The 26782-nt window shown below is 72.1% G+C and carries 28 protein-coding genes and 1 pseudogene; 8 read left to right on the plus strand and 21 right to left on the minus strand.

Annotated features, from left to right (window positions below; all coding sequences use genetic code 11):
* The first annotated feature begins 21 nt into the window (after window positions 1–21).
* Together AB0I68_RS29140 and AB0I68_RS29145 are read left to right on the plus strand one after the other, a co-directional pair.
* The gene (locus tag AB0I68_RS29140; protein ID WP_363180343.1) at window positions 22–756 is read left to right on the plus strand and encodes a 3'-5' exonuclease; all 735 of its coding nucleotides are present in this window, start codon (window positions 22–24) and stop codon (window positions 754–756) included.
* Window positions 757–1006: 250 nt separating this feature from the next.
* Window positions 1007–1294, plus strand: coding sequence for a hypothetical protein (locus tag AB0I68_RS29145; RefSeq protein ID WP_363180344.1), 288 nt, complete (start codon window positions 1007–1009; stop codon window positions 1292–1294).
* Between the two features lie 108 nt (window positions 1295–1402).
* Here the strand turns inward: AB0I68_RS29145 and AB0I68_RS29150 are convergent, their stop codons facing one another.
* The 3 genes from AB0I68_RS29150 to AB0I68_RS29160 are packed head-to-tail and all read right to left on the minus strand — an operon-like array spanning window position 1403 to window position 3123.
* Entirely contained in the window at window positions 1403–1606 is a 204-nt protein-coding gene (locus AB0I68_RS29150) for a helix-turn-helix domain-containing protein (RefSeq protein WP_363180345.1), read from the minus strand.
* Between the two features lie 12 nt (window positions 1607–1618).
* Window positions 1619–2248, minus strand: a complete 630-nt coding sequence (locus AB0I68_RS29155; protein ID WP_363180346.1) for a hypothetical protein — start codon at window positions 2246–2248, stop codon at window positions 1619–1621.
* A 23-nt stretch (window positions 2249–2271) separates the two neighbouring features.
* The gene (locus tag AB0I68_RS29160; protein ID WP_363180347.1) at window positions 2272–3123 is read right to left on the minus strand and encodes an aminoglycoside phosphotransferase family protein; all 852 of its coding nucleotides are present in this window, start codon (window positions 3121–3123) and stop codon (window positions 2272–2274) included.
* Window positions 3124–3262: 139 nt separating this feature from the next.
* On the opposite strand from AB0I68_RS29160, the pseudogene AB0I68_RS29165 reads away from it, so the two are divergent.
* Window positions 3263–3685, plus strand: a pseudogene (locus AB0I68_RS29165) (glycosyl transferase); the annotation flags it as partial.
* Between the two features lie 100 nt (window positions 3686–3785).
* The gene (locus tag AB0I68_RS29170; RefSeq protein ID WP_363180348.1) at window positions 3786–4337 is read left to right on the plus strand and encodes a DUF1697 domain-containing protein; all 552 of its coding nucleotides are present in this window, start codon (window positions 3786–3788) and stop codon (window positions 4335–4337) included.
* 69 nt (window positions 4338–4406) lie between these two features.
* Here AB0I68_RS29170 and AB0I68_RS29175 read toward each other — a convergent pair whose 3' ends face one another.
* Together AB0I68_RS29175 and AB0I68_RS29180 are read right to left on the minus strand one after the other, a co-directional pair.
* Window positions 4407–6317 (minus strand): DNA/RNA non-specific endonuclease, encoded by a 1911-nt coding sequence (locus tag AB0I68_RS29175; RefSeq protein WP_363180349.1) that lies wholly within the window; start codon window positions 6315–6317, stop codon window positions 4407–4409.
* A 135-nt stretch (window positions 6318–6452) separates the two neighbouring features.
* The gene (locus AB0I68_RS29180) at window positions 6453–7301 is read right to left on the minus strand and encodes an aldo/keto reductase (RefSeq protein WP_363180350.1); all 849 of its coding nucleotides are present in this window, start codon (window positions 7299–7301) and stop codon (window positions 6453–6455) included.
* Window positions 7302–7346: 45 nt separating this feature from the next.
* On the opposite strand from AB0I68_RS29180, the gene AB0I68_RS29185 reads away from it, so the two are divergent.
* Complete coding sequence (locus tag AB0I68_RS29185; RefSeq protein ID WP_363180351.1) at window positions 7347–8348, plus strand: 2-dehydropantoate 2-reductase N-terminal domain-containing protein; 1002 nt, start codon at window positions 7347–7349, stop codon at window positions 8346–8348.
* 98 nt (window positions 8349–8446) lie between these two features.
* Here AB0I68_RS29185 and AB0I68_RS29190 read toward each other — a convergent pair whose 3' ends face one another.
* The 14 genes from AB0I68_RS29190 to AB0I68_RS29255 all read right to left on the minus strand — a co-directional run bounded on the left by AB0I68_RS29190 (window position 8447) and on the right by AB0I68_RS29255 (window position 22431).
* Entirely contained in the window at window positions 8447–9202 is a 756-nt protein-coding gene (locus AB0I68_RS29190) for a sirohydrochlorin chelatase (RefSeq protein ID WP_363180352.1), read from the minus strand.
* A 5-nt stretch (window positions 9203–9207) separates the two neighbouring features.
* Window positions 9208–10104 (minus strand): ABC transporter permease subunit, encoded by an 897-nt coding sequence (locus tag AB0I68_RS29195; protein ID WP_363180353.1) that lies wholly within the window; start codon window positions 10102–10104, stop codon window positions 9208–9210.
* Window positions 10091–10882, minus strand: coding sequence for an ABC transporter ATP-binding protein (locus AB0I68_RS29200; RefSeq protein ID WP_363180355.1), 792 nt, complete (start codon window positions 10880–10882; stop codon window positions 10091–10093). Before AB0I68_RS29200 ends, AB0I68_RS29195 begins: the two co-directional genes overlap by 14 nt.
* A gap of 33 nt (window positions 10883–10915) precedes the next feature.
* On the minus strand, window positions 10916–12043 hold the full coding sequence (locus tag AB0I68_RS29205; RefSeq protein WP_363180356.1) for an aliphatic sulfonate ABC transporter substrate-binding protein: 1128 nt from the start codon (window positions 12041–12043) through the stop codon (window positions 10916–10918).
* A 211-nt stretch (window positions 12044–12254) separates the two neighbouring features.
* Complete coding sequence (locus tag AB0I68_RS29210) at window positions 12255–13595, minus strand: GTP-binding protein (RefSeq protein WP_363180357.1); 1341 nt, start codon at window positions 13593–13595, stop codon at window positions 12255–12257.
* Between the two features lie 2 nt (window positions 13596–13597).
* Window positions 13598–14536, minus strand: coding sequence for a sulfate adenylyltransferase subunit CysD (cysD, locus tag AB0I68_RS29215; protein ID WP_363180358.1), 939 nt, complete (start codon window positions 14534–14536; stop codon window positions 13598–13600).
* Complete coding sequence (gene cysC / locus AB0I68_RS29220; protein ID WP_363180360.1) at window positions 14533–15078, minus strand: adenylyl-sulfate kinase; 546 nt, start codon at window positions 15076–15078, stop codon at window positions 14533–14535. The genes cysD and cysC overlap by 4 nt, the downstream gene beginning before the upstream one ends.
* A gap of 53 nt (window positions 15079–15131) precedes the next feature.
* Window positions 15132–15839, minus strand: coding sequence for a phosphoadenylyl-sulfate reductase (locus AB0I68_RS29225; protein ID WP_363180361.1), 708 nt, complete (start codon window positions 15837–15839; stop codon window positions 15132–15134).
* Window positions 15836–16015 carry a hypothetical protein gene (locus AB0I68_RS29230; protein ID WP_363180362.1) on the minus strand — a complete coding sequence of 60 codons (180 nt, stop codon included), beginning with the start codon at window positions 16013–16015 and terminating at the stop codon, window positions 15836–15838. Before AB0I68_RS29230 ends, AB0I68_RS29225 begins: the two co-directional genes overlap by 4 nt.
* Complete coding sequence (locus AB0I68_RS29235) at window positions 16012–17703, minus strand: nitrite/sulfite reductase (RefSeq protein WP_363180363.1); 1692 nt, start codon at window positions 17701–17703, stop codon at window positions 16012–16014. The genes AB0I68_RS29230 and AB0I68_RS29235 overlap by 4 nt, the downstream gene beginning before the upstream one ends.
* A 224-nt stretch (window positions 17704–17927) precedes the next feature.
* The gene (locus AB0I68_RS29240; protein WP_309550570.1) at window positions 17928–18011 is read right to left on the minus strand and encodes a putative leader peptide; all 84 of its coding nucleotides are present in this window, start codon (window positions 18009–18011) and stop codon (window positions 17928–17930) included.
* Between the two features lie 584 nt (window positions 18012–18595).
* Window positions 18596–19159, minus strand: coding sequence for a GNAT family N-acetyltransferase (locus tag AB0I68_RS29245; RefSeq protein ID WP_363180364.1), 564 nt, complete (start codon window positions 19157–19159; stop codon window positions 18596–18598).
* 5 nt (window positions 19160–19164) lie between these two features.
* Window positions 19165–20430: a GAF domain-containing protein gene (locus AB0I68_RS29250; protein ID WP_363180374.1), complete on the minus strand. Its 1266-nt coding sequence runs from the start codon at window positions 20428–20430 to the stop codon at window positions 19165–19167.
* A 345-nt stretch (window positions 20431–20775) separates the two neighbouring features.
* Window positions 20776–22431 carry an acyl-CoA dehydrogenase family protein gene (locus AB0I68_RS29255; RefSeq protein ID WP_363180365.1) on the minus strand — a complete coding sequence of 552 codons (1656 nt, stop codon included), beginning with the start codon at window positions 22429–22431 and terminating at the stop codon, window positions 20776–20778.
* Window positions 22432–22448: 17 nt separating this feature from the next.
* Between AB0I68_RS29255 and AB0I68_RS29260 the strand changes: the two genes are divergently transcribed.
* Both AB0I68_RS29260 and AB0I68_RS29265 read left to right on the plus strand, forming a co-directional pair.
* On the plus strand, window positions 22449–23570 hold the full coding sequence (locus AB0I68_RS29260; RefSeq protein ID WP_363180366.1) for a YihY/virulence factor BrkB family protein: 1122 nt from the start codon (window positions 22449–22451) through the stop codon (window positions 23568–23570).
* Window positions 23571–23597: 27 nt separating this feature from the next.
* Window positions 23598–24350 (plus strand): helix-turn-helix domain-containing protein, encoded by a 753-nt coding sequence (locus tag AB0I68_RS29265; RefSeq protein ID WP_363180367.1) that lies wholly within the window; start codon window positions 23598–23600, stop codon window positions 24348–24350.
* Here AB0I68_RS29265 and AB0I68_RS29270 read toward each other — a convergent pair.
* Window positions 24287–24682, minus strand: coding sequence for a VOC family protein (locus AB0I68_RS29270; RefSeq protein WP_363180368.1), 396 nt, complete (start codon window positions 24680–24682; stop codon window positions 24287–24289). The genes AB0I68_RS29265 and AB0I68_RS29270 overlap by 64 nt on opposite strands.
* Before the next feature lie 324 nt (window positions 24683–25006).
* Here AB0I68_RS29270 and rsgA point away from each other — a divergent pair, with 324 nt between their 5' ends.
* On the plus strand, window positions 25007–26131 hold the full coding sequence (gene rsgA, locus AB0I68_RS29275) for a ribosome small subunit-dependent GTPase A (protein ID WP_363180369.1): 1125 nt from the start codon (window positions 25007–25009) through the stop codon (window positions 26129–26131).
* 108 nt (window positions 26132–26239) lie between these two features.
* Here rsgA and AB0I68_RS29280 read toward each other — a convergent pair whose 3' ends face one another.
* The gene (locus AB0I68_RS29280) at window positions 26240–26617 is read right to left on the minus strand and encodes a PPOX class F420-dependent oxidoreductase (protein ID WP_363180370.1); all 378 of its coding nucleotides are present in this window, start codon (window positions 26615–26617) and stop codon (window positions 26240–26242) included.
* Window positions 26618–26782: the final 165 nt, after the last annotated feature.

Genomic DNA, 26782 nt, shown 5'->3' on the forward strand with positions numbered 1-26782 from the left:
CACAGAACCGGGGGCCGGGCGATGAGCTGGATCAGTGGGCCACTGGCGGCCTTCGACCTGGAGACCACGGGCACCGACGTGGAGACCGACCGCATCGTCACCGCGGCGGTCGTGCGGCTGGATCCGGACGGGTCCGTCTCGGAGGAGCGGACCTGGCTGCTCGATCCCGGAGTGGCGATACCCGAGCAGGCGTCGGCGATCCACGGCATCTCGACGGAGCACGCCCGCGCGCACGGGGTACCGGCTGCGTCGGCCATCGAGGAGATCGCGCAGGCCGTCGCCGACGTGCTGCGGCTCGGGACGCCTCTGGTGGTGATGAACGCGCGCTACGACCTGTCACTGCTGGACCGGGAGTGCCGGCGCCACGAGGTCGAGTCGATCAGCGAGCGGCTGGGCGGTGTGCCTTCGCCCGTCATCGATCCGCTGGTGATCGACAAACACGTGGACAAGTACCGGAAGGGCAAGCGGGCTCTCCACGCGCTGTGCGCTCACTACGGGGTGCCGCTCGACGACGCGCACGATGCGCGGGCGGATGCCGTGGCCGCCGCCCGCGTGGTGCGGCGCATGGGCGAGAAGCACCGGCCCGTCGGCGCGATGCCGTTGGCGGATCTGCACGACCTCCAGGTGCGCGCGGCGGCTGAACAGTCGGTCTCGTTGCAGGCCTATCTGCGGCGCACCGCGGATCCGGCGGCCGTCGTCGAGCCGGCCTGGCCGCTCATTCCCCGGCGGCGAGTGCTTGCAGGCGGGGGAGAGTGATCCGGCCGGCACCGACGCCGTCGAAGGGGTGATCGGCACCGCGCGGGCGCTGCGCAGCCCGTCGGCGGCCTCGGCTGCGGCCGTGCGGTGGGTGGCCGGGGCCGGCTCTGTCCGTCCTTGCCGCGACTACCTCTTGGTGTCCCTCGTCGACTGTCGGCTGGAGAGGGTCACGACGTGGGAGGTCCCGAGGACCTGGCCCTGCGCATTGAGCGCCTCTACCTGGAAGTACGGTCCGGGGCCGTTCGTGGTGATGGCTGTCGGAGACAGCCCCAACTCGCTTCCGGAGATCAGACGATTCTTCGGACAGAACCAGGGCAAGCTCGAAAGCTCGACCCTTCCGGGCTCGGTCCTGTGGCTGTATGGGACGGATGACATCACCAGCCCCAACACCGTCACCTACAACGTCGTCAACAAGATGCTGACCAACGGAAACGACATCGACCTCTCGGTCCTGCAAGGGGCGGGCCACTATGACGTCCCCGTCGTCGGCCAGCCGCTGGTCCAGGCCCGCCTCAAACAACTCTTCGCGCTGGGGTGATGACGAGCCGGCCCAGGTTTCGCAGACTCCGCCGACGTGGGGTTACCGAACGTGTCACCAGCCCCCAAGGACGCTGTTCCCGCTGGTGAGGGCGGTCTGCGGTGAGTCTCAGACGCCGACGCGGGCGCGTTCCAGCGCTCGGTACACCGTCGCCCGGCTGACGGAGAACAACTCGGCGAGGTCGGCGATGGAGTGCTCGTCGCTGCGGTGCTGCTGAACGAGGTGGGCCTGCTGGCGTGTGGTCAGCTTGGGCTGCTTGCCCTTGAGCTTCCCCTTGGCGCGGGCGACGGCCATGCCCTCGCGAGTGCGCATCCGCAAGAGGTCCTAGGGCCTGGGCCACTCCTCGCAGTACTCGAGGTGGAGGTCGCGGTCGCAGGGGTGGCAGTACAGGCTCCGGCAGTAGTGCCTGCCCCGATGGTTGAACACCTGGCCGGGGCCCGTACGGGCGAGGTTGGCGAAGAGTCCGGCGGTCTCCCGGAACGTCCGGGCGCTGCCGGTCATGAACAGCGTCTCGCTGTGGATGTCCTGGCGGAACCGGTCCCGGTTCTCCCGGTGGTGGAGGTCCGATGCGCCGGGCTCCGCGCCGGGGCCGGGGCCGGGCAGGTCCACGGTGCGCGGGCGCCCGGGGCCGAGCCGGCCGCGCAGCTCCTTCCACCGGGACGGGGCGAACTGCAGGGAGTGGTGCAGCAGGACGAGGTCGAGCGGGCGCCGCGTGCCCGCGTCCGGTCCGCCCGCCGCGTTGGCCCGGATCGGCAGGTGGACCAGCGACCGCGGCGAGGTGGCCGCGAGGGCCCACAGCCCCGCGGTGATCCGCGCGGCCTCCTGGTCGAACCACCCGTTCAGGTGCCAGGTGTCGTCGAGGAGCACCGCGCGGGCCGGGGTCCGGGCCGGGCGGATGACCTTGAACTCCGTCGCGCCCAGGCGGGCAGTGTGGAAGGTGGTGTGCAGTCTCATATGCGGTCCTCGGTACGGCACGCCTAGAACGCGTGCCACCGCATTTCCGCGTCGCCGTCGCGCAGGGAGGCCACCCGGCGGCGGAATTCGGCCAGTGCCCCGGGGTTGGCCGGGGCGTGCTGCGCGACCCAGGCGCAGCTGGCCGTCTCGCGGGCACCCCGCAGCACCGTGCAGCCCGCCCAGTCGCGCACGTCCCATCCGTACGCCGCCACGAAGGCCTCGTACGACTCCGCCGGCAGCCCGTACCGGTCGCGGGAGAGGGCCATCACCACCAGGTCGTGTTCGCGCAGATCGGCCGAGACGGTCTCCAGGTCGACCAGGACCGGCCCGTCCGGGCCCACGTGGACGTTGCGGGGGAGGGCGTCGCCGTGGATCGGGCCCGGCGGCAGCTGCGGGGCGAGCGCGGACACTTCGCCGGCGTACGCGTCGCGCCGGGCCCGCAGGTACGCCGCGTCGGCCGGGTCGACGGCCTCGCCCGCCAGCCGGAGCCAGCGCTCGACCCCGCCCAGCAGGTCCCGCGCGGGCAGCGCGAACGGCGCCGCCGGGAGGGCGTGGATCTGCCGCAGCAGCAGCGCGAGGTCCTCGGGACCGGCCGGCCGGACCGCATCGGCGAGGCGGTGCCACACGGTCACCGGGTGCCCCGCCACCAGCCGCGGCTTCGGCTCGGCCGCGCGGACCGCCCGGATCCCGGCCTGCTCGAGCCAGCCCGCCACCGCGAGCTCCCGCTCGGCCCGCTCCAGCAGCGCCGCCTCCCGGCCGACCTTCACCACCAGATCGCCGGCCGCGAAGACCGCGTTCTCGCCCAGCGCCAGCAGAGCGGCCGGCCCCGTGAGGCCCGCCGCCGTCAGTACGTCCCTGGCCTGCGCCTCGTCCATGCCGTCACTCCGGATCCGGATCGTCGTGAATCCGCCCAGTCTCGCATCCCGGCGTGCAACGCCTTGACGCGCCATCAGGCCGCCCGGATGGCCGGGAATCCTCGTTGCACGAGAGGTCTCGTCTCGTTGACCTCGGTGCATGACCTCAGCCAAGCCCGCACACATCGCCATGTTCTCCATCGCCGCCCACGGGCACCTGAACCCGAGCATCGAAGTGATCCGGGAGCTCGTCGCCCGCGGCCACCGCGTCAGCTACGCCATCCCTGCCTCCTTCGCCGAGAAGATCGCGGAGACCGGCGCCACACCGGTGATCTGGAACTCCACCCTCCCCACCGACGACGAGCCCGAGGCCTGGGGCACCGAGCCCATCGACCGCATCGAGCCGTTCCTCAACGACGCCATCCAGGCCCTGCCCCGGCTCGCGGCCGCCTTCGAGGGCGACGAACCGGACCTGGTCATCCACGACACCACCTCCTACCCGGCGATCGTCCTGGCCCGCCGCTGGGGCGTCCCGGACGTCTGGCTCTCCCCGAACCTGGTCGCCTGGACGGGGTACGAGGAGTCCGCGCGCAGATGGCCGCCGAGGGCGGTACGCGACAGGCCGCCGACCTCATCGAGGCCGAACTGCCCGCACTGTCGGTACGCCGTCCTATCGTTCGGTCATGACCACGAAGAAGTACGCGGCCCTGCTGCGCGGAATCAATGTCGGCGGGGCCAAGAAGGTCCCGATGGCCGAGCTGCGCCAGGTCCTCGAGGGCCTCGGCCACTCCGACGTGCAGACGTACCTGCAGAGCGGCAACGCCGTCTTCGGCAGCGCGCAGAAGGACACGGCCGCCCTCGCCCGCGAGCTGGAGCGGGCCATCGAGGCCCGCTTCGGCTTCGCGGCGGCCTGCCTGGTGGTCGACGGCGGCTACCTGCACGCCGTCGCCGAGGCCTGCCCCTTCCCGGCCGCCGAGCTGGAGGGCAGGCAGCTGCACGCCACCTTCCTCTCCGAGCAGCCTGCAACGGAGCGGTTCGCCTCGATCGACGGGCCCTCGTACCTCCCGGAGGAGTACCGGATCGGCGACCGGGTCGTCTACCTCTACGCCCCGGATGGGCTGGGCCGCTCCAAACTGGCCGAGGCCCTCTTCAAGCCCGCCGTGTTCAAGGGCATCGACGCGACGACCCGCAACTGGAACACCGTCGCCAGACTCGTCGAGCTGACGCAGGACTGACCCGGACCTGAGGGCCGGCTAGGGGGTGCCAGGCGGCCCGGGCCCGGCCCTGATCCGCCGGACACCCCCCTAGCTCCAGTCGATGTCGGCCGGGCTCTCCAGCGGAGTCCTGTCCTCCAGGGATTCCGGCACCGCCAGGGTGTCCGCCTTGGCCATCGCCGCGGGGAAGCGGATGTGCGCCCGCTTCTGGATCTCGCCCAGCTTGACCTGGAACACCCGGAACTCGTCCAGCTCCAGAGCCTCGGTCAGGACCAGGTTCTGCGACAGCAGGAACGCCTTGCACTTGAGCGTTCCCTGCTCGGAGAAGACGAGCACCTTCCAGAACTCCCGCGGTATCTGCACACCGCGGAAGACCCGGTCGTCCTCCTGGAAGACCGGGCCGCCGAACACGCTCACCTTGAGGTCCTCGACCTCGACGTCCTCGAAGACCGCGTTCTCGAGCTGCCCCCAGATGCCGTTGCGCGCGCTCTGGTTGAAGTCGTCCATCTGCGGAGTGATGTTGGTGAAGAAGAACGAGTCCCTGTTGGCCTTCTCCGCCTCGGGCAGCGTGCCCCAGATCAGGTCGGCGCGGCGTGCGATGTGACCCCGGTCGAGCCGGTTGGTCGGACCCTTGTACAGCTCGTTGCCGGCCTGGGTGTTCGCCGGCAGGCGCGGGTCCTTCGTGAACTCGATCCCCGTGCGGTCGAGCTTCTTGAGCGCGGCGCCGTCTATGTTCCAGGCCACCCAGATCGCGAACCGCCGCGCCGTGCTCAGGGCCAGCGAGAAGTGGGTGTACGGGACGACCTCCGACCCGTCGAGCCGGACGGCGTCGTCCTTGATTGACGGGTTGAGCTGCGGGGTCCCTATCGGGACGGAGAGGAAGCCCGGGTCGTACCCCGTCAGCGCCTCGAGCGAGTCGGAGGCGGGCTGCTCCAGGGTGATCTTCAGCTCTTCGAAGACCGCGTGGGGGAAGCAGGCCAGCGCACGGTCCTCGGGGTCCCCGTCCCCCTCGCCGCCGAAGTGCAGACCGGCCAGCACATCGGTCGGCTTGCCGGTGCGCGCCTTGAACAGCCAGGCCGAACCGGAGTCGCCGGGCAGGCTGATCTCGTCGCCGTCCGCCGGATGGCTGGGGTCGGGGCCTATCTCGAAGCATTCGATCTCGCGGACCCCGACCGGCGGGCCGTAGTTGATGCTCACCTTGGCGAAGGGCCGCGTCACCACCCCGTGCGTGACACCGGTGGTCCGCCCGCTCTTGACGACCTTGTCGTCGATCTGCGGCTCGCCCAGCTTCGTCGGTGTGACCCCGAGGTCGAGGATGGCCGTGTCGAAGTCGCGTTCCGTGATGCTGGAGACGGCGCAGTCGCCGACCTGCCCCAGGTGGGCACGCTTGAGCGTGCCGAGCCGGTTCAGGGCGATGCGGCTGTCGTCGGTGGTTCCGGGCTGCACGACCTCGTCGCCCAGCACACCCTTCCGGCCGTTCAGCACGTGCCAGTTGCTCAGCACGCAGGTCGAGCCGTCGTTCTTGTCGAAGACGATGCAGCCGAGGGTGCCCGCGCCCACTTTGACGTTGCCGACGCTCACCCCGGGCCGGACCGGGTTGACGCGCTTCTGCCGTTCGGGCGTCTGGGCCTCGGGCACCACCAGGAAGTGCGGCTTGTAGCTGCGCTGCACGACATCGGTCGGCACTTCGACACCGCCGCCTATGTCGATGACCGGCGGTATCTCGGCGCTGCCCACGTCGCGTACGCCCTCCGGCCGGACCTTCTTGTCCACCGTGAACTGCAGAGCCAGTTCCTTGCTCCGCTTCCCGTTCTTCTCCTTGTAGCCGATGCCGATCGAGGACACGTTCGGGTCGCTGAGATAACCCGACCCGCGGGTACGGATGAATTGCTTGAGCGAGGTGATCAGTGCGTCCTGACCGTTCGCCGAACCGGCCGCGCCGGCTGCACCGGCGGAACCGGCAGTCGCGGCCCTGGCGGACGTCCGCTTCTTGGCAGCCATCAAGGGCTCCCTTCAGACGAGGAGTTCAGGCGTGAGAAGCCCCGCCGAGAAAGATGCCACCCCGAGATGGTTGAAATCGACGCAAGCAGACCGGGGCTCCCCGCTCCGTGCGTGCACTTCCAGCCTACGGCCGGGCTACTGGCCGAGCGCGTCGAGGACGGCCAGCTCCCGGGGCGTCAGGTGGATGGTTGCCGCGTCAATGTTTTCGGCCAGGTGGACGGGGGATCCGGTGCCCGGCATGGGGCACAGCACCGGCGACCGGTGCAGCAGCCAGGCCAGCGCGATCTGCCCCGGGCCCGCGCGGTGCCCGGCGGCCACGGCGGTCACCGCGGCCGCGCTCTCGCGGGTCAGGGCGCCGCTGCCCAGGGGGTAGTACGGGAGGAACGCGATCCCCCGCGCCTCGCACAGCGCGAGTACCTGCGCCGACGAGCGGTCCAGCAGGTTGTACGGGTTCTGGACGGCGGCGATCGGGGTGAGCTCCAGCGCCCGGCGCAGCTGTTCGGCGGTGACCGTGTCCAGGCCGATGTGCCGGATCTTGCCCTCCGTACGCAACTCGGCGAGCGCACCCAGCTGTTCGGCCATCGGGACCGACGGGTCGAAGCGGTGCAGCTGGTAGAGGCCGATGCGCTCCACCCGCAGCCGCCGCAGGCTCGCCTCGCACATCGCCCGCAGCTGCTCGGGACGCCCCGCGGCGTGCCACCGGTCGGGGCCGGTGCGCACCACCCCGCCCTTCGTGGCGATGACGAGCTGCTCCCCGTACGGGTGCAGGGCCTCGGCGATCAGCTCCTCGGCCAGGCCGGGGCCGTAGTTGTCGGCGGTGTCGAGGAAGGTGACACCGCGGTCGACGGCGGCGTGCAGCAGCGCCCGGGCCTCGGCGCGGCTGCCGCGCGGGCCCCAGTAGCCGGGTCCGACCAGACCGCCCGTGCCGAGGCCGAGCCGCCGTACGGGAAGATCGCCGCCGAGAGGGAACATGTGATCCACCATGCCCCGACGGTAACGCGGGCGGCCGGATGTGCCAGGCTCCTGGCCATGCGTTACATCATCATCGGCGCCGGCGCGATCGGCGCGACCATCGGCGGAAGGCTGGCGGAGGCGGGCGCCGAGGCCGTCCTCGTCGCGCGCGGCGCGCACGCGGAGGCCCTCACCGCGGACGGGCTGCGGCTCACGACGGCGGACGGGGCCCGGGTGCACCGGATCCCCGTGGTCACGGGCCCGGCGGAGCTGGGTGAACTGCGGCCGGACGACGTACTGCTGCTGACCGTGAAGACCCAGGACGCGATCGCCGCGCTCGACGCGTGGGGCGACGCGGAGGTGGCGGGCGGCGGCACGGCGGCGCAGCGGCTGCCGGTGCTGTGCGCGCAGAACGGGGTGGAGAGCGAGCGGCTGGCGCTGCGCCGCTTCGCGCGCGTGTACGGGGTCTGCGTATGGCTGCCCGCCACCTTCCTGGAGCCGGGGGCGGTGTCCGCGCTGTGCACGCCGCTGACGGGCATCCTGCACATCGGACTGGCCGCCGGGGGCGCGGACGCGCGGGCCCGGCGGATCGCGGCCGACCTGGAGAAGTCCGGCTTCGAGGCGCCGGTCGTCGAGGACGTGATGCGGTGGAAGTACGCGAAGCTGCTGGGGAACCTGGGCAATGCGATCCAGGCGACGACCGGGCCCGAGCCCGACCCGGCGAAGGCGGCGCTGCTGCTGCGCGCGCAGCGGGAGGGGCGGGCGGCGCTCGAGGCGGCGGGGATCGCGTACGCCTCGGACGCCGAACAGGCCGCGGCCCGTGACGGCAAGGTCGACCAGCCGCCGGGCGTGCGGGGCGGCTCGTCCTGGCAGTCGCTGCGGCGCGGCACGGGCACGATCGAGGCCGACTACCTGAACGGGGAGATCTCCCTGCTGGGGCGGCTGCACGGGATCCCGACCCCGGTGAACGACACGCTCCGCCACGCGGCGAACATCTTCGCCCGCGAGGGCCTCCCGCCGGGCGCGATGTCCATCACGGACGTGACGTCCCTCGCGGACGAGGCGGCGGCCAGGGCCTAGGGGGTGTCCGGCCCGCCGCGCGGTTGCGAACCACCCGTACCGGAGGAAGCTGGAACTGCGGGCAGCGGGATGCGTTTGCGCGCCCGCACGCAGCGGCCTCAGGCCGTCAGGGCCGGGAGGCGGGACGGGGCCAGCGCGGCCGCGTCGTAGCGGCGCAGCAGCAGGCGGGCCAGTTCGGGCGCCGCGCCGAGGACGTCGGCCACGATGTCCGCGCCGGCGGCTTGCGCGCCCGCCGCGATGCGGTCCGGGAGGCGCCCGGGGGCGATGACGTACGGGGCCACCGCGATCCGGCGGACCCCCTCCGCGCGCAGCGCCCGTACGGCGTCTTCCGTACGGGGCAGCGCGGCGGAGGCGAACGCAGGCCGCACGGCGCACCAACCGGTGTGCCGCCACTCCCGCGCGATTTCAGCGATCACTGCGATCGCCTCCGGGTCCGAGGAGCCGGCGGACGCGAGCACCACACCGGTGCCGGCACGGTCCGCCGGGGTGAGCCCCGCCTCCCACAGACGGCGCTCGAGCGCCTCCGTGAGGAGCGGGGAGGGGCCGAGGACCTCGGCGAGCCGGACCGCGAGGCCCGGCTGCCGGGTCGCGGACTCCGAGAGCACCGCCGGGATGTCCGCCTTCGCGTGGAAGGCCCGCGTGAGCAGCAGCGGCAGGGCCACCACATCGCGGACGCCTTCGGCGTGGAGGGCGGACAGCACCTGGTCGACGCGCGGGGCGTTGAAGTCCAGGAACGCCGTCGCCACCCGCAGTCCCGGCCGCAGGGCCCGCACCCGCCGGGTGAGGGCGTGCACGGTCGCCGCGTGCCGCGGATCGCGGCTGCCGTGGGCTATGACCAGCAGTGCAGGGGACATGCCGGTCAGCTCTTCACCAGCAGGCCGCGGCTGCGCAGCACCCACCGCTCGGCCGGGCTGAAGATCAGCAGGTCGATGGCGATGCCGACGACGAGGATCAGGATGATCGCGAGGAACACGCCCGGCAGGTCGATGTTGTTGCGGCCGTTCTCCAGCAGCTGGCCGAGGCCGAGGCCCAGGTCGGGGGAGCTGGCGATGATCTCGGCGGCCATGAGGGAGCGCCAGGAGAAGGCCCAGCCCTGCTTCAGACCGGCGAGGTAGCCCGGCAGGGCGGCCGGCATGACCACGTGCCGGGCACCGCGCAGTCCGGTGGCGCCCAGCGTGCGGCCGGCCCGCAGGAACAGCGGCGGAACCTGGTCGATGCCGGAGACGAGGCCGTTGGCGATGGACGGGACCGCGCCCAGCAGGATCACCGTGTACATCATGGCGTCGTCGAGGCCGAACCAGAGCACGGCCGGCGGCACCCAGGCGACCGAAGGCAGGGACTGCAGGCCCTGGAGGATCGGGCCGATCGCGGCCCGGACGAACTTCACCCGGGCGACGAGCAGTCCGAGCGGGGTGCCGATGGCGAGGGCGAGCAGGAAGCCGAGCAGACCGCGGGAGACACTGGTCCAGATGACGTCCAGCAGGGTGCCCTTGAGCCACATGGCGGACAGGCTGTCCCAGACCGCGGACAGCGGGGGGAGCTTGGTCTCGTCGGTGACCTTCGCCGCGACGAGGACCTGCCACACCAGCAGCACCAGGCCGACGGCGACGAACGGCGGCAGGACCTTCTTGACGAGGACCTCGCGGGCCGGGGTGCGGTGGGTCTGCACCGCGTCGAGCGCGTCCAGGCCGGCCTCCAGGCCCGCCAGATCGTCGTTCTTGGCCTTGGCCTTCAGGGTGGTGTCAGTGCTGGCCATGGCGGCGGATCTCCCCACGCAGGTGTTCAGTGATCTCGACGGACAGCTCCGCGACGTCCGCGTCCTCGATGCGGCGCGGCTGCGGGATGTCCACGGTCCACTCCTTCGCGACCCGGCCGGGCCGCGAGGAGAGCAGAACCACGCGCTGGGCGAGGCGGACGGCCTCGCGCACGTTGTGCGTGACGAAGAGGACGGAGACGTCCGTCTCGGCCCAGATGCGGGTGAGCTCGCCGTGCAGCACGTCACGCGTGATGGCGTCCAGGGCCGCGAACGGCTCGTCCATCAGCAGCAGCGGGCTGTCCTGGGCGAGCGCCCGCGCCAGCGCGACGCGCTGGCGCATGCCGCCGGACAGCTCGTGGACCCGCTTGCCGTACGCGCCGCCGAGGCGGACCAGCTCCAGCAGCCGCTCGGCCTCCGGCTTGCGGTCGGCCTTGGCCACCCCGCGCAGGCGCAGGGCGAGTTCGATGTTCTTGCCCGCGGTGAGCCACGGGAAGAGGGCGTGCTCCTGGAACATCAGGGCGGGCCGGCCGGCGGTCTCGATGGTGCCCGCGCTGGGCTTGTCGAGACCGGCGACCAGGTTGAGCAGGGTGGACTTCCCACACCCCGAGGCCCCCAGGATGGTGACGAACTCGCCGGGCGCGACATCGAGGCTGATGTCGTCCAGCACGAGCTGCGATCCGGCCGGGCCGGAGAAGGACTTCGAGACGTGCTCGATCCGCGCGGCGTGCGTCTGCTCCGCTACGGAGCCCTCGGCAGCCTTGGCAAGCGTGGTGGCCATGGTCGTCACCTCCTGGGGGATTCGGACTGCTTCTTACTTGGCGCCGAGGCCGGCGTCCGAGACCTCGGGCTTGCCGGCGGCCCCCAGCACCTTGTTCAGGAGCGTCAGGTCGTAGATGCCGGCGAGGTCGGGCTGCTCGATGAGCCCCGCCTTGACCGCCCAGTCGGACTCGGTCTTCAGCGTGGCCGCCAGCGGGTCGTCGGTGACGAGGATGCTCTTCCACGCCGGGTCGATGACCGAGGGCTCCAGCTCCTTGCCGCCGAGCGCCTTGAGCGCCGCGTTGGCGGAGGCCTTCGCCTTGTCCGGGTTGGCGTTGATCCACTCGTTGGTCTTCACCGTGCCGCGCAGGACGGCCTCGACGACGTCCGCGTGCTCCTTGAGGAACTTCTGCGACACGATGACGTTCGTGATCACGAACTTCTTGTCGGGCCACAGGCCGGTCTCGTCGAGCAGGACGGAGCCGCCGTCGGCGACGAGCTTGGAAGCGGTCGGCTCCGGCACCCAGGCGCCGTCGATCGAACCCTGCTTGAAGGCGTCCGGGGTCACCTTGTTGTCCGTACGGACGACGGAGACGTCGCCCTTGCCGGACTCCGGGTCGACCTTCCAGCCCTTCTCGGAGATCCAGTTGAGGAACGCGACGTCCTGCGTGTTCCCCTTCTGCGGGGTGGCGATCTTCTTGCCCTTGACGTCGTCCAGGGTCTTGATCTTGTCCGGGTTCACGACGAGCTTCACGCCGCCGGAGGCGGAACCGGAGACGATCCGCAGGTTGGTGCTCTTGGACTTCACGTAGCCGTTGATCGACGGCGAGGGGCCGATGAAGCCGATGTCGAGAGAGCCGCCGCCCAGGGCTTCGATCTCGGACGGGCCGGCGTTGAAGGTCTGCGGCTTGATCGCGGTGCCGCCGAGCTCCTTGGCGATCAGGCCTTCCTGGATGCCGACCAGGGCGGTGGCATGCGTCAGGTTCGGGAAGTACCCGATGCGGACCTCGGAGGCGGAGAGCTTCTTCGCGTCGGCGGCAGGGGCGGCGGACGTGCCGGCGTCGTCCTTCTGGGCCTGCGAGCCATAGCCGCAGGAGGCGAGCGCGCCGATCAGGAGCGGCAGGGCGGCAGCGGCGGCGACACCGCGGCGAACGGTCTTACGAGTGTTGCTGGTGGCAGGCACGGAGGGCTTCCTCTCGCAGCGTCATCTCATGACGCACGTCTTCGTCTGTGGAGCGAGGGCGGGTACGGCTCGTGGGGGGCGAGGGCGCGCATGCGGTGCGCGTACGTCATCGCGCACATCGCGCCACCCCTCCCTGGCCGCTGCCGAGGCGGCCGCTGCCCACGCGGCCGCCCTCCTTGGCGAAGGTGGAGTAGATGTCGAGGAGCATGATCTAGAAGTCCCACCCTTCTTCATCCGCCTGGACGGTGGTCTCGGCGCGGGAGGCGAAGGACTCGCCCGCCATGCCGGCCGCCAGGGTGGTCCCGTCCGCCGGGTCGATCAGCAGGAAGGACCCGGTGCGGCGCGAGTCGGCGTACGCGTCGAGCGCGAGCGGCTCGGCGGTGCGGACGACGACGCGGCCGATGTCGTTGGCCACCAGCTGCCCGGGGTTCGGGTGCTGGGACAGGTCGTCCAGGGTCAGCCGCGAGGGGATCTCCTTGACGATCGCCTTGACCGTGCGCGTGGTGTGCTTGAGCAGCACCCGCGCACCGACGGCCAGCGGCTGGTCCGCGACGTGGCAGACCGTCGCGACGACGTCCTGCGTGGTGGCGGGGGCGCTCGCGGACGGCGCGATCAGGTCGCCGCGCGAGATGTCGATGTCGTCCTTCAGGCGCACCGTCACCGACTGCGGTGCCCAGGCGATGTCCACGCTCTCGCCGAGGGCGTCGATCCCCTCGATGACGGAGGTACGGCCCGACGGCAGGACGGTGACGGCCTCGCCGACGCGCAGCACGCCGGAGGCGATCTGGCCCGCGTAGCCGCGGTAGTCCGGGTGCTCCGCGGTCTGGGGGCGGATCACGTACTGCACCGGGAAACGCGCCGGGCAGGCGGTCAGGTCGTGGCTGACCGGAACGGTCTCCAGGTGCTCCAGCACGGTCGGGCCGCCGTACCAGTCCATGTGGGCGGACGGCTCGACCACGTTGTCGCCGGCGAGCGCCGAGATCGGGATCGCGGTGATCTCCGGGACTCCCAGGTCCGAGGCGTACGCGGTGAACTCCTCGGCGATCGATGCGAAGACCGCCTCCTCGTAGCCCACCAGGTCCATCTTGTTGACGGCCAGGACCACGTGCGGCACGCGCAGCAGGGCCGCGACGGCGGCGTGCCGGCGGGTCTGCTCGATCACGCCGTTGCGGGCGTCGACGAGGACCACGGCCAGGTCGGCGGTGGAGGCGCCGGTGACCATGTTCCGGGTGTACTGCACGTGCCCCGGGGTGTCCGCCAGGATGAACCGGCGGCGCGCGGTGGCGAAGTAGCGGTACGCGACGTCGATGGTGATGCCCTGCTCACGCTCGGCCCGCAGGCCGTCGGTGAGCAGCGCGAGGTCGGGGGCGTCCTGGCCGCGCTGGGCGGAGACGGCCTCGACGGCCTCCAGCTGGTCCGTCAGGACCGACTTGGAGTCGTGCAGCAGCCGCCCGACCAGCGTGGACTTGCCGTCGTCGACGGAACCGGCGGTCGCGAAGCGCAGCAGCGTGGTCGCCGACAGATCGGCGAACTGCTCGGTGGTGGAGGTCATTTCTAGAAGTACCCTTCGCGCTTGCGGTCTTCCATCGCGGCCTCGGACATCTTGTCGTCGGCGCGGGTCGCACCCCGCTCGGTGAGCCGGGAGGCGGCGATCTCGGTGATCACGGCGTCCAGCGTGGTGGCGTCGGAGTCGACGGCACCGGTGCAGGACATGTCACCGACGGTGCGGTAGCGGATGAGGCGCGTCTCGGGCGTCTCGCCCTCCTTCGGGCCGCCCCACTCGCCGGCCGTCAGCCACATGCCGTTGCGCTGGAAGACCTCGCGCTCGTGGGCGAAGTAGATCTCCGGCAGCTCGATGCCCTCGCGGGCGATGTACTGCCACACGTCCAGCTCGGTCCAGTTGGACAGCGGGAAGACGCGCACGTGCTCGCCGGGGGCATGGCGGCCGTTGTAGAGCTGCCACAGCTCGGGGCGCTGGCGGCGCGGGTCCCACTGGGAGAACTCGTCGCGGAGGCTGAACACCCGCTCCTTGGCGCGGGCCTTCTCCTCGTCGCGTCGGCCGCCGCCGAACACGGCGTCGAACTTGAGGCTCTGGATCGCCTCCGTGAGGGGGACGGTCTGCAGCGGGTTGCGGACGCCGTCGGGGCGCTCGCGGAGCTTGCCGGCGTCGATGTACTCCTGGACGGAGGCCACGTGCAGGCGCAGGTTGTGCTTCGCCACGGCCGCGTCCCGGTAGGCGAGGACCTCGGGGAAGTTGTGCCCGGTGTCCACGTGCAGCAGCGTGAACGGCACCGGCGCCGGCGCGAACGCCTTCAGCGCCAGGTGCAGCATCACGATGGAGTCCTTGCCGCCGGAGAACAGGATCACCGGCTTCTCGAACTCGCCCGCCACCTCGCGGAAGATGTGCACGGCCTCCGATTCGAGGGCGTCGAGGTGCGACAGCGCGTAGGGCGCGTCCGTCTCGTCGTGCAGGTGAGCGACGGTGGCCGTCATGCCAGACCCCTCTCGGTGAGCAGCGCGTGCAGGGCCGAAGCCGACTCCTGCACGGTCTGCGTGTGCGACTCGATGCGGAGATCCGGGGACTCCGGAGCCTCGTACGGGTCGTCGACGCCGGTCAGACCGGAGATCTCGCCCGCCGCCTGCTTGGCGTACAGGCCCTTCACGTCACGCTCGGAGCAGACCTCGACCGGGGTGGCCACATGGACCTCCAGGTACGAGGTGCCCTCGGCGGCGTGCCGCCCCCGGACGGCCTCGCGGCTGTCCGCGAACGGCGCGATCACCGGCACGAGCGCCTTGACGCCGTTGCTCGCGAGGAGTTCGGCGACGAAGCCGATCCGCTGCACGTTGGTGTGGCGGTCCTCCCGGGTGAAGCCGAGGCCGGCGGAGAGGAACTCGCGGATCTCGTCGCCGTCGAGGACCTCCACGCGGTGGCCCTCGACGCGCAGCCGCTCGGCCAGCGCGTAGGCGATGGTGGTCTTCCCCGCGCTCGGCAGCCCGGTCAGCCACACGGTGGCGCCCTGGTCGCTCACGCTCATCTGCTCTGTCTCCGTCGGTTCTTCGAAGTCGTCGATTGCTCTGGGATCGTTCATCAGCCGTGCAGCCCGCACTCGGTCTTGGCCCGCCCGGCCCAGCGGCCGGCCCGTGCGTCCTCGCCCTCCGCCACGCGGCGGGTGCAGGGGGCGCAGCCGACGGAGGCGTAGCCGTCCATCAGCAGCGGGTTGGTCAGGACGCCGTGCTCCGCGACGTACGCGTCCACGTCGTCCTGGGTCCAGCGGGCGATGGGGGAGATCTTGACCTTCTGCCGCTTCTCGTCCCAGCCGACGACCGGGGTGTTCGCCCGGGTCGGGGACTCGTCGCGGCGCAGGCCCGTCGCCCACGCCTCGTACGCGGTCAGGCCCTCTTCCAGCGGCTTGACCTTGCGCAGTGCGCAGCACAGGTCGGGGTCGCGGTCGTGCAGCTTCGGGCCGTACTCCGCGTCCTGCTCGGCCACCGTCTGCCGCGGGGTGAGGGTGATGACGTTGACGTCCATCACGGCCTCGACCGCGTCGCGGGTGCCGATGGTCTCCTCGAAGTGGTAGCCCGTGTCGAGGAAGACGACGTCCACGCCGGGGAAGGCACGGGAGGCCAGGTGGGCGACGACCGCGTCCTCCATGGAGGAGGTCACGGCGAACTTCCGGCCGAAGGTCTCGGCCGCCCACGTGAGGATCTCCAGCGGGGACGCGTCCTCGAGGTCGCGGCCCGCCTGCTCGGCCAGCGCCTTGAGATCGCGCGTCTCCACTGCCTGACTCGTCGTCATATCGCTTCCCCCCCAGCGGTGTCGGACTGGACGCCCCGGGCCAGCAGCCCGAGGTACTTCAGCTGGAAGGCTCGGTTGCAGGCCCTGCATTCCCAGGCGCCGTGGCCCGTCTCGTTCGGAAACAGGTCCTCGTCGCCGCAGTACGGGCAGTAGAACGGGGCCGCGCGCTCGCTCACGAGAGGTCCTCGTCCTTCGCACGGGTCACCCACGCGGCGAAGCGCTCGCCGTCGCCGCGCTGCTCCTGGAAGCGCGTGACGACCCGCTCGACGTAGTCGGGCAGACCGGCCGAGGTGACCTTGAGGCCGCGGACCTTGCGGCCGAAGCCGGCCTCCAGGCCGAGCGCACCGCCCAGGTGGACCTGGTAGCCCTCCACCTGGTTGCCGTCGTCGTCCAGGACCAGCTGGCCCTTGAGACCGATGTCCGCCACCTGGATACGGGCGCAGGCGTTCGGGCAGCCGTTGATGTTGATGGTGAGCGGCTCGGCGAACTCCGGCAGGCGCCGCTCCAGCTCGTCGATGAGCGAGGCGCCGCGCGCCTTCGTCTCGACGATGGCCAGCTTGCAGAACTCGATGCCGGTGCAGGCCATCGTGCCGCGGCGGAACGGGGACGGCTTGACCCGCAGGTCCAGCGCCTCCAGGGACGCGACGACGGAGTCGACCTGGTCGGCCTCGATGTCGAGCACGATCATCTTCTGCTCGGCGGTGGTGCGCAGACGGCCTGAGCCGTGCTGCTCGGCAACGTCCGCGATCTTGGTGAGGGTGGCACCGTCCACGCGGCCGACGCGGGGCGCGAAGCCGACGTAGAAGCGGCCGTCCTGCTGCTGGTGGACGCCGACGTGGTCGCGCCACTGGCCGCTCGGCTGCTCCGGCGCGGGGCCGTCGGTCAGCTTGCGCTTCAGGTACTCGTCCTCCAGGACCTGGCGGAACCTGGCCGGGCCCCAGTCGGCGACGAGGAACTTCAGCCGGGCGCGGGTGCGCAGGCGGCGGTAGCCGTAGTCGCGGAAGATCGAGATGACGCCCTCGTAGACGTCCGGGACCTCGTCGAGCGAGACCCAGGTGCCGAGGCGGACGCCCAGCTTGGGGTTGGTCGAGAGCCCGCCGCCGACCCAGACGTCGAAGCCGGGGCCGTGCTCGGGGTGGGTCACGCCGACGAAGGCGATGTCGTTGATCTCGTGCGCCACGTCGAGCAGCGGCGAACCGGAGACCGCGGACTTGAACTTGCGGGGCAGGTTGGAGAAGTCCGGGTTGCCCACGATCCGGCGGTGGATCTCGTCGATGGCGGGCGTGCCGTCGATGATCTCGTCCTGGGCGATGCCGGCGACGGGCGAGCCGAGGATGACGCGGGGCGTGTCACCGCAGGCCTCGGTGGTCGACAGCCCGACGGCCTCCAGGCGGCGCCAGATCTCCGGGACGTCCTCGATCCGGATCCAGTGGTACTGCACGTTCTGGCGGTCCGTGAGGTCCGCGGTGCCGCGCGCGAACTCCTGGGAGATCTCGCCGATGACGCGGAGCTGCTCGGTGGTCAGCCGGCCGCCGTCGATGCGGACGCGCAGCATGAAGTACTTGTCGTCCAGCTCCTCCGGCTCCAGGATCGCGGTCTTGCCGCCGTCGATCCCGGGCTTGCGCTGGGTGTACAGACCCCACCAGCGCATGCGGCCGCGCAGGTCGTTGGGGTCGATCGAGTCGAAGCCCGTCTTGGAGTAGATCGTCTCAATGCGTGTCCGCACGTTGAGACCGTCGTCGTCCTTCTTGAACTGCTCGTTGCCGTTGAGGGGGGTGTGGTGTCCAACGGCCCACTGACCCTCACCGCGGTGACGGCCGGTCTTTCGGCGCGCGGCGGCGGGCGTTTCGGGGGTGGCGGCCATGGCGGTACATCCTTCTTCGGCGGCTTCAATGCAAGGGCAGGGGAGTGGCGGCGAACCCCTGTCGTCGGCCCTGCCGCTGAGCAGGTGCGGCTGATCGCCGCCCGTTTCCGGTGTTTCCGGTGGTCAGGGCGGTGTTCGGCCTTCAGGGGACGTGCAGGTGCTTCGGGGATCGACGCGTCCGCAGCGGCGGGGACGACGGCGATGTGCGGCGGTGGCTGGTTCCGTCAGCTCGCCGGACAGATGGCGCTGGACATGCGGCCGAGGTCGACGTGCCGCCGACTCACCAAGGCAATTCCAGCTCCATTCATGGCGGAAGCGTGTCATGTGCCGATTGGAGGAGTCCACTACTGTCCATGATGCGGACGAACTCGTCCCGAATCGCAAGACAGCGTGACGGGGGTCACGCTGTGACGTGCGTGGGCCGGTGAGGACGGAGCTCCATCCACGCTACCTGCGCCTTCGCGGTGAGGCGCCGTGGCTTCGCTCTCGCGAGCGCCCTTGGGCCCGGCTAGCGGGTGGGGCCGGAGGGCGAGGGCAGGAGGGGTGCCCGGGGTGGCGCGGCGCAGTGGAGTCAAGCCCTCGATCCCGTTCGCCTCGGGACCCTCGCGCCGGAGTCTCTTGAGGGCGTCGGCCGCCGGCTCGGCGGCCGGGGGGACGGCGGGGGCCTGCGGTTCGGGGGCCGCCGGCCGGATGGCCAGCGGCTCGGTGGCATGGGGCGGGGCGGGCGTGTCCTGTGCGACCGCGGGCATCACGACCGCGGGCATCACCCCGGTGCGGTATTCCAGCGGGAGCCGCGGCCTGTACGTGGACGACCTCCAGCCACGTCCCCGCAGCCACGCCGCGCTGCACGAGACGGGCCGCCTCCCGCGGCCCGGATGCCGTACGAGGGCTCCTACGCCCCCGGCCAGGGGCCCGGGGTGGGGGCGGACTCCTTCGGCTCCGTTTCCGTGCGGAAGACCTTGAAACCGCGGCGGAGGTAGTTGTCCATCGCCGTCGGGCCGTCCTCGCTGCACGTGTGGAGCCACACCCGCGTCGTGGCCTCGCGTCCCGGCCAGCGCTCCGCCAGGGACCAGGCCGCTTCGGCCCCCAGCGTCAGCAGGTGCCCGCCGATGCGGCGCCCCCGGAAGTCCGGGAGCAGCCCGAAGTACATGATCTCCACCACCCCGTCGGCCTGCGGGTCGAGTTCCACGTACCCCGCCGGCGTCCCGCGGTCGTACGCCACCCACGTCTCCACACCGGGACGGCTCAGCTGCTCCACCCACTGCGCGCGGGTCAGCGACAGCCGGTCCGTCCAGTGGATGTCACCGCCCACCGAGGCGTAGAGGAAGCGGCTGAACTCCGGCGAGGGGACCTCCGCCCGCCGGACGCTGATCTCAGGCCCTGGGACGGACGCCCGGACCAGGTCCTGCGGCGAGGTCATTTCCAGGGACCAGGTGGTGAGTGTGATGGTGCTCATGCAGGTCAGGGAATCATGCCCGCCCCCGTGCGGCCCAGGCGGCCCTTGATCACCGCCGGTGCCGTCGAGTGCGGCAGCAGTGCGGCCGGGTCGGCGGGGCGGATCAGCTCCACCTCCACGTCGTCCGCGAAGCGGTACGGGCGGTGGGTCAGGACCCCGCCCAGGTGCCGCCGTACCCGGGACAGCTCCGCCCGGACCGTCACCGTCCGCGTCGGGTCCCCGAACAGCTCCGCCGACAACTCCGCCGCCGACCGCCCCCGCGGGCTCTCCGCCAGCAGGAACAGCAGCTCCGCGTGGCGCGGGCTCAGCTCCTGGGACCAGCTCCCCGCGGCCCCGTACACCGTCGCCGACCACGCGCGTGGACGGCTCAGGTCCAGCACGACCCGGCTCGCCGCCGCGGCCGTGCAGGGCTCCTCCGCGATGCGCAGCAACCAGCCGCCCGGCAGCGGCTCCACCGCGCAGTCCCCGAGCTGCGGCACCCACACCCGGCCCGGCCCGAACCCCTTCGGCAGCGGGATCCGGTCCGCCGGGGCCAGGCCCGTCACCGCCGCCGTCCAGCCGTGCGGGTCCACCGCGACGGCCCGCCCGGGCAGCCGGGCCAGCAGCGGCGCCGCGACCGCCCGCAGCCGCTCCAGCGACTCCAGGTGCCGGATCCGCAGCTCCCGCTCCGCGAGCCGGGCCACCGAGCTCACCCACGCCAGCGTGGCCGGGTGCATGGTGGCCAGCGGCCCGCTGACGTCCACCACGCCGAGCAGCCGCCCGTCCCGCGGGTCCCGCACCGGGGCCCCCGCGCAGGTCCAGTCGTGGTGGCTGGAGACGAAGTGCTCCGCCGAGAACACCTGGACGGGCTGCCGGGCCACCAGGGCGGTGCCCACCCCGTTGGTGCCGACCACCGCCTCGTCCCAGTCGGCGCCCACCGAGAACCCGAGCCGGTCCGCCTTGCGCAGGATCGGCGTGGCCCCCTCCCGCCACAGCAGCCGCCCCTCCGCGTCGGCGACGACCATGATGTGCAGCGCCGTGTCCAGCGTCGGCAGCAGCCCCTCGCGCAGCACCGGCAGGATCTCCCGCAGCGGCGAGACCTGCCGCCGCTCCTCGGTCTCGGCCGCCGACAGCATCCGCGAGCGCGCGTCCCGGTCCGGGTGCACCCCGCCGGCGAGCATCCGGCGCCAGGACTCGGCGATCTCCGGCCGGGGCTCCGCCGGAGGCCGGTCCCCGGCCAGCGCGGCCGCCCGTACCCCCTTGAGCAGACGCGCGGCCTCCCGCGCGTCCATGGCCGAGATGCGTGCCACATCGACCGTGCTGCCTGCGGTGTAGGCCACCGGAACCTCCCCGTGTGGAACAGGACGTACGAGGGAACCCGCCCGGGCGGTCCGCGCGTGCCGCTTCCCCGGGCACGCACGGCGGACGGTTCCGACTCAGAGGGTTGCAACGGTATGCAACTCTCGCCAAGTCCCGGTCACCCGACCGAAACTGTCCGGACGCCGCCTCGCGGCGTGCCAGCTCCTCCTCGGGGCTTTCGGATCAGGGGTGGTGCCGAGTCGGCGCGGTGCCACCCCTGCTCCCGGTCAACGGGCCCGGATCCCGGCCCGGACCTGTTTGGGGACAGGGCCCGGAACCTAGCCCGCGATCCGCGCCCGTTCGACCAGCGCGCCCAGCCCCAGGCTGTGCGGCAGCGTGCCGAAGGCCGCACCCCCGTCACCGCCCAGGCGGGAGGCGCAGAACGCGTCCGCCACCTCCGGCGGCGCCCAGCGCACCAGCAGCGATCCCTGGAGCACCAGAGCCATCCGCTCCACCACCCGGCGCCCCCGCGCCTCGATGCCCTCCAGGTCCGCGAGCTCCGTCAGCAGCCCCTTGATGGCCGAATCCAGCCGGTGGTCGGCGCCGCGCGCCTGCCCCACCTCCTGGAGGAACGCGTTCAGCGCCTGCGGCTCCCGCTGCAGCGCCCGCAGGACGTCCAGGGCCTGCACATTGCCCGAGCCCTCCCAGATCGAGTTCAGCGGGGACTCACGCAGCATGCGCGGCAGCCCGGACTCCTCGACGTAGCCGTTACCGCCCAGACACTCCAGCGCCTCCGCCACCATCGGCGTACAGCGCTTGGTCACCCAGTACTTCGCGGTGGGCACCGCGATGCGCAGGAAGGCCCGCTCCTGCTCCGTCGCCGTGTCCTGGACGGCGTCCTGCGCAGCCGCGAGCCGCAGCGCGAGCGTGGTGGCCGCCTCCGACTCCAGGGCGAGGTCGGCCAGCACATTGCGCATCAGCGGCTGCTCGATGAGCCGTGCTCCGAAAGCAGAGCGGTGCTCCGTATGGTGCACGGCCTGCGTCAGCGCCTGCCGCATCAGCGCGGCCGAGCCCAGGACGCAGTCCAGCCGGGTCGCCGCGACCATCCCGATGATGGTCCGCACCCCCCGCCCCTCCTCGCCGACCCGCCGTGCCCACGTGCCGTCGAACTCCACCTCGGCCGACGCGTTCGACCGGTTGCCGAGCTTGTCCTTCAGCCGCTGGATCGCGAACACGTTGCGCGTGCCGTCCGGGAGCACCCGCGGCACCAGGAAGCAGGTCAGCCCCGCAGGCGCCTGCGCCAGCACCAGGAACCCGTCCGACATCGGCGCCGAGCAGAACCACTTGTGCCCCGTCAGCAGGTACTCGCCCGCCGCGTCCAGCGGCTTCGCCGCCGTCGTGTTCGCCCGTACGTCGCTGCCGCCCTGCTTCTCCGTCATCCCCATGCCGAACAGCACCCCGGCCTTCTGCGCGGCCGGCCGGAGCCCCTCCTCGTACACGTGCGAGGTCAGCCGCGGCTCCCACTCGGCGGCGAGCTCCGGGTCCGTCCGCAGCGCCGGCACGGCCGCATGGGTCATCGAGACCGGGCAGCCGTGCCCCGCCTCGGCCTGCGACCACACGAAGAACCCGGCCGCCCGGCGCAGATGCCCGGCCGGCCGCCCCCACGCATCGGTGAGCCCGGCGCCCACCGCGTGCCCGAGCAGCCGGTGCCAGGCCGGGTGGAACTCCACCTCGTCGATCCGGTTGCCGTACCGGTCGTGCGTACGCAGTTCCGGGGGGTTCTCGTTCGCCAGCGCGCCCCACCGCCGGGCCTGCGCCGAGCCCGCGGCCCGTCCGAGTTCCGAGAGCTCCTCCCGTACCTCTCCGAGGAGTTCGGGCGCCGCGTCCGACAGGTGGCGCTCCACGCCCTCGCGCAGGGCCCGGTCGGTGCCGTAGACGTCGTAGCCCGCCAAGGGAGGGGCCTGGTTGGTGACTGTGTGGGTGGTGGCTGCCATGCGGATACCGTAAGGACGTGCAGCCAGCAAAAGAAACACCCGAGCGGGTCCCCGGGCGGCTCCATCGGGCCCGCGCCCTCTACCGCAACGTCTCCAAACGCAAGATGGCGTGGCTGCTCCTGAAAGACACCGTCAATTCGTGCGTCGAGTACCGGATCCTCGGCCTGGCCGCCGAGGCCGCGTTCTTCACGCTGCTGTCGCTGCCGCCGCTGTTCCTCGGCCTGCTGGGCGTGCTCGGGTACGTCGACGGCTGGACGGGCGGCACCTTCGTGGCCTCCATCGAGGAGAACATCCTGAGCGCGGTCGGCACGGTGCTCTCCGACCGGGGCGTCAGCGACATCGCGAAACCGATGCTCGACGACGTCACCAGCCGAGGCCGCCCGGACCTGATCTCCCTCGGCTTCGCGTTCGCCCTCTGGTCGGGCTCGCGCGCCGTCAACGTCTTCATCGACACCATCACCGTGATGTACGGGCTCGACGGCCAGCGCGGCATCGTCAAGACCCGGCTGCTGTCCTTCCTGCTGTACGTGATCGCCCTGGTGATCGGCGCGATCGTGCTGCCGCTGATGGTGGCGGGGCCGGACGCCGTCGTCCGCTGGGTGCCCTGGAGCACGGAAGTGATCGCGGTGCTCTACTGGCCGACGGTCACCCTGCTGTCCATCGCCTTCCTGACCACGCTGTACCACGTGTCCGTACCCGTGCGCTCCCCGTGGATCGAGGACGTGCCGGGCGCGCTCGTGGCGCTCGCCATGTGGGTGCTGGGCTCGTTCCTGCTGCGGATCTACCTCACGAACACCGTCGAGGGCCCGACCATCTACGGATCGCTGGCCGCCCCCGTCGCCGTCCTGCTGTGGATCGGCGTCTCGGCCTTCGCCGTCCTCGTCGGCGCGGCCGTGAACGCCGCCATCGACCGCGTCTGGCCGTCCGTGGCCACCGCCGCGGCCCGCGAGGCGAACGAGCGGGTCCGCGAGGCGGAGGCCGCGCAGCTGATCGCGCGCGCCGCCGCCTGGCGGGCGCTCGCCGAGGGCGAGTCGGAGGACGACGACGAAGGGGACGCCGGGATGCCGTCCGAGTTCCCGGAGCGCTGGTCGAAGTTCCTGCCGCCGGAGGACTACTCCTCCCGGCTGCGCAAGCACTGACCGCCGGCCCCGCCGTAGCCTGGCGCCGTGTACGAAGAACGGACGTCCCCGCTGGTGCCCGGCGCGATCGTGTGGCGTTCCGGGGCGCCCGGCGGGCCGGTGGTGCCCGACGGCTGCATGGACCTGCTGTGGGTCGACGGGCGGCTGCTGGTGGCGGGCCCCGACACCGGCCCGCACCCCGCCGGGGAGGTGCCGGGCGGGGCCTTCGCCGGGCTGAGGTTCGCCCCCGGTACGGCGCCCGCACTGCTCGGCGTACCGGCGTACGAGCTGCGCGACCGGCGGGTCGAGCTGGCCGACCTCTGGCCGGGTCCCGAGGTGCGCGGCCTCGCCGAGCGGATGACCGCGTACGAGGACCCCGGCGCGGGGCTGGAGCGGCTGGCCCGCAGCCGCGCGGCCCGGAGCGCGCCCCCCGACCCCCTCGCCGCCCGCGTGGCGGCCGGGCTCCGCGCGGGGGAGTCGGTGGCCGCCGTGGCCGCGGCGGTCGGCCTCGGGGCGCGCCAGCTGCACCGGCGCTCCCTCGACGCCTTCGGCTACGGCCCCCGCACGCTCGGGCGGGTGCTGCGGCTCCAACGGGCACTGGCGCTGGCCCGGCGGGGGCTGCCGCAGGCCGAGGTGGCGTACCGGGCCGGGTACGCGGACCAGGCCCATCTCGCCCGCGACGTGCGCGCGCTGGCCGGGACCACCCCGGGGGCCTATGCGGCGGCGTTCGCCCCGTCCTACGCTCCGGCGGCGGCGAACAGCGAGACGCCGCAGCCGTCCGGGTCGAGCACGATGGCGTAGCGCTGCCCCCAGAAGGCGTCCCAGGGCTCCAGATGGCCCTTGTACCCGGCGTCCGCCAGCTCGGCGTACACCGCGTCCACCTCGGCGGGGGAGTCGCACAGGAACGCCAGCTCCCGCCGGCTGTCCCCGGCGGGGCGGGTCCAGGACGGGTCGAAGGAGCGGATGACGTCCTCCGTGTCCCAGGCGATCCGGAGCCCGCCGGGGAGGACGGCCTCCACGTGCGGCTGTTCCTCCGCCCCGGCCGGGATGTCCAGGCCCAGACGGCGGTAGAAGGCGAGCGAGGCGGCCATGTCGGAGACGACCAGGCCGATCATGTCGAGTCGTGGAGTCATGCGGCCAGGCTAGGAGCCGCCGGGCCCGATGGTCTTGAACGAATCGGACATGTGCGCGCGCTGCGGAAGCGGCCGGGAAGACCGGAAAAAGAATTGGCACGCTCCTGAGCGCACTTGTTACGGTCCATGTGTTCCCGCCGATCAGCGGGGCACTGCCAGCACGTGCATGACCCGGAGGTGAGTTCATTGATGACTGTCGTCACGCAGGGCGCGGACCGCACCCAGAAGACCATCAATGTCACTTCCGTGGTCTCCGGCTGACCTCACACCTCTTCGCGCGCCGCTGGGCGCGCGCTGCCGGGGCCACCCTGTGAAGGGTTCCCCTTGTCTTTCTCTTCCTCTCCGTCTTCTTCTTCCTCTCCGTCTTCTTCGCACGCGCACGCCCTCACCCCCTTCGGCTGGGACGAGGCGTGGGAGGCCGGGTTCGCCCCCTATACCGAGCAGGGCCTGGTGCCCGGCCGCGTGGTGCGGGTGGACCGAGGCCAGTGCGACGTCATGACCGCGGACGGCATCGTCCGCGCCGACACCGCCTTCGTCACCCCGCACGACCCGCTCCGCGTCATCTGCACCGGTGACTGGGCCGCGGTCGAGGCGGCCGGCAACCCCCGGTACGTGAAGACGTACCTGCCGCGCCGGACCGCCTTCGTACGCTCCACCTCCTCGCAGCGCTCCGAGGGGCAGATCCTGGCCGCCAACGTCGACCACGCGATCATCGCGGTCTCCCTGGCCGTCGAACTCGACCTGGGCCGCATCGAGCGCTTCCTGGCCCTCGCCTGGGAGTCCGGCGCGCAGCCGCTGGTCGTCCTGACCAAGGCGGACCTCGTACCGGACCCGGTGACGCTCTCGCACCTGGTCCAGGACGTGGAGACCACGGCGCCGGGCGTCGGCGTCCTCACCGTCTCCTCCCTCACCGGGGAGGGCACGGACGTCCTGGCGGCGGTCGTCGCCGACGGCACGAGCGTGCTGCTCGGCATCTCGGGCGCGGGCAAGTCCACGCTGGCGAACGCGCTGCTCGGCTCCGACGTCATGGACGTCCGGGCCGCGCGCGACGTGGACGGCAAGGGCCGCCACACGACGACCACCCGCAACCTGCTGGCACTGCCCGGCGGGGGCGTCCTCATCGACACGCCGGGACTGCGGGGCGTCGGCCTGTGGGACGCCGAGGCCGGGGTCGGCCAGGTCTTCTCGGAGATCGAGGAGTACGCGGCCGACTGCCGTTTCCACGACTGCGCGCACGAGGCCGAGCCGGGGTGCGCGGTACTCGAAGCGGTCGAGACCGGCGCACTGCCGCAGCGGCGCCTGGAGAGCTACCGCAAGCTGTTGCGGGAGAACCAGCGGATCGTCGCCAAGACGGACGCGCGGCTCCGCTCCGAGATCCGCCGGGACTGGCGCATCAAGTCGGCGACCGGCCGGGCCAATTACGCGGCGAAGCGGGGCGGCCACCTCTGAGCCCGAAGCCTGACGTCCGGCGCCTGACTCCTGCTTCGTCGCGTGTCGCGTGTCGCGTGTCGGGCGCCGGGCGCCCGGCGCCGGGCGCCGGGCGCCGGGTGTCAGTGGTCAGGCCTCCAGGCCCCATGCGAACACCCGCTCCGGGTGGATCCGGATCACCTCCGGGCTGAAGTGCGGGCCCAGCGTGTGCGGGCCCACCTCCAGCGTGGCGCGGCCGCGGATCTCGATCCCCCGGACCTTCCACGGCCGGGTGCTCACCAGATCGTCCACCACCAGCGCGAGCCGCGGGTTCCCCCGGAGGTTCCGCCACTTCTTCGTCGATCCCATCGCCCGGCCGCCGACCAGGATCGTCCCGTCCTCCTGCGGGAAGAACCCCACCGGGTTCGCCTGCGGCTGCCCGGCCGCGTCCACCGTCGCCAGCCGCCCCAGATGCTGCGACCCGAGGTACGCCAGCTCCGCCTCGCTGAAACCCTTGAACTCCGTCATGCGCACCAGCCTCGCAGCGCCGCCGCCCCTCCGCATCGGGCCCGCGGCCGACCGGGCCTGGGCCCAGGGTCCTAGGGGGTGTCCGGCGGATCATGGCCGGGCCCGGGCCTCCCCCAGACTCCGTCCGGGGGGACCCCCAGGCACCGCGCCTTGCCGCGTTGTCGT

This window comes from Streptomyces sp. NPDC050448 (assembly GCF_040655295.1).
GTDB lineage: Bacteria > Actinomycetota > Actinomycetes > Streptomycetales > Streptomycetaceae > Streptomyces.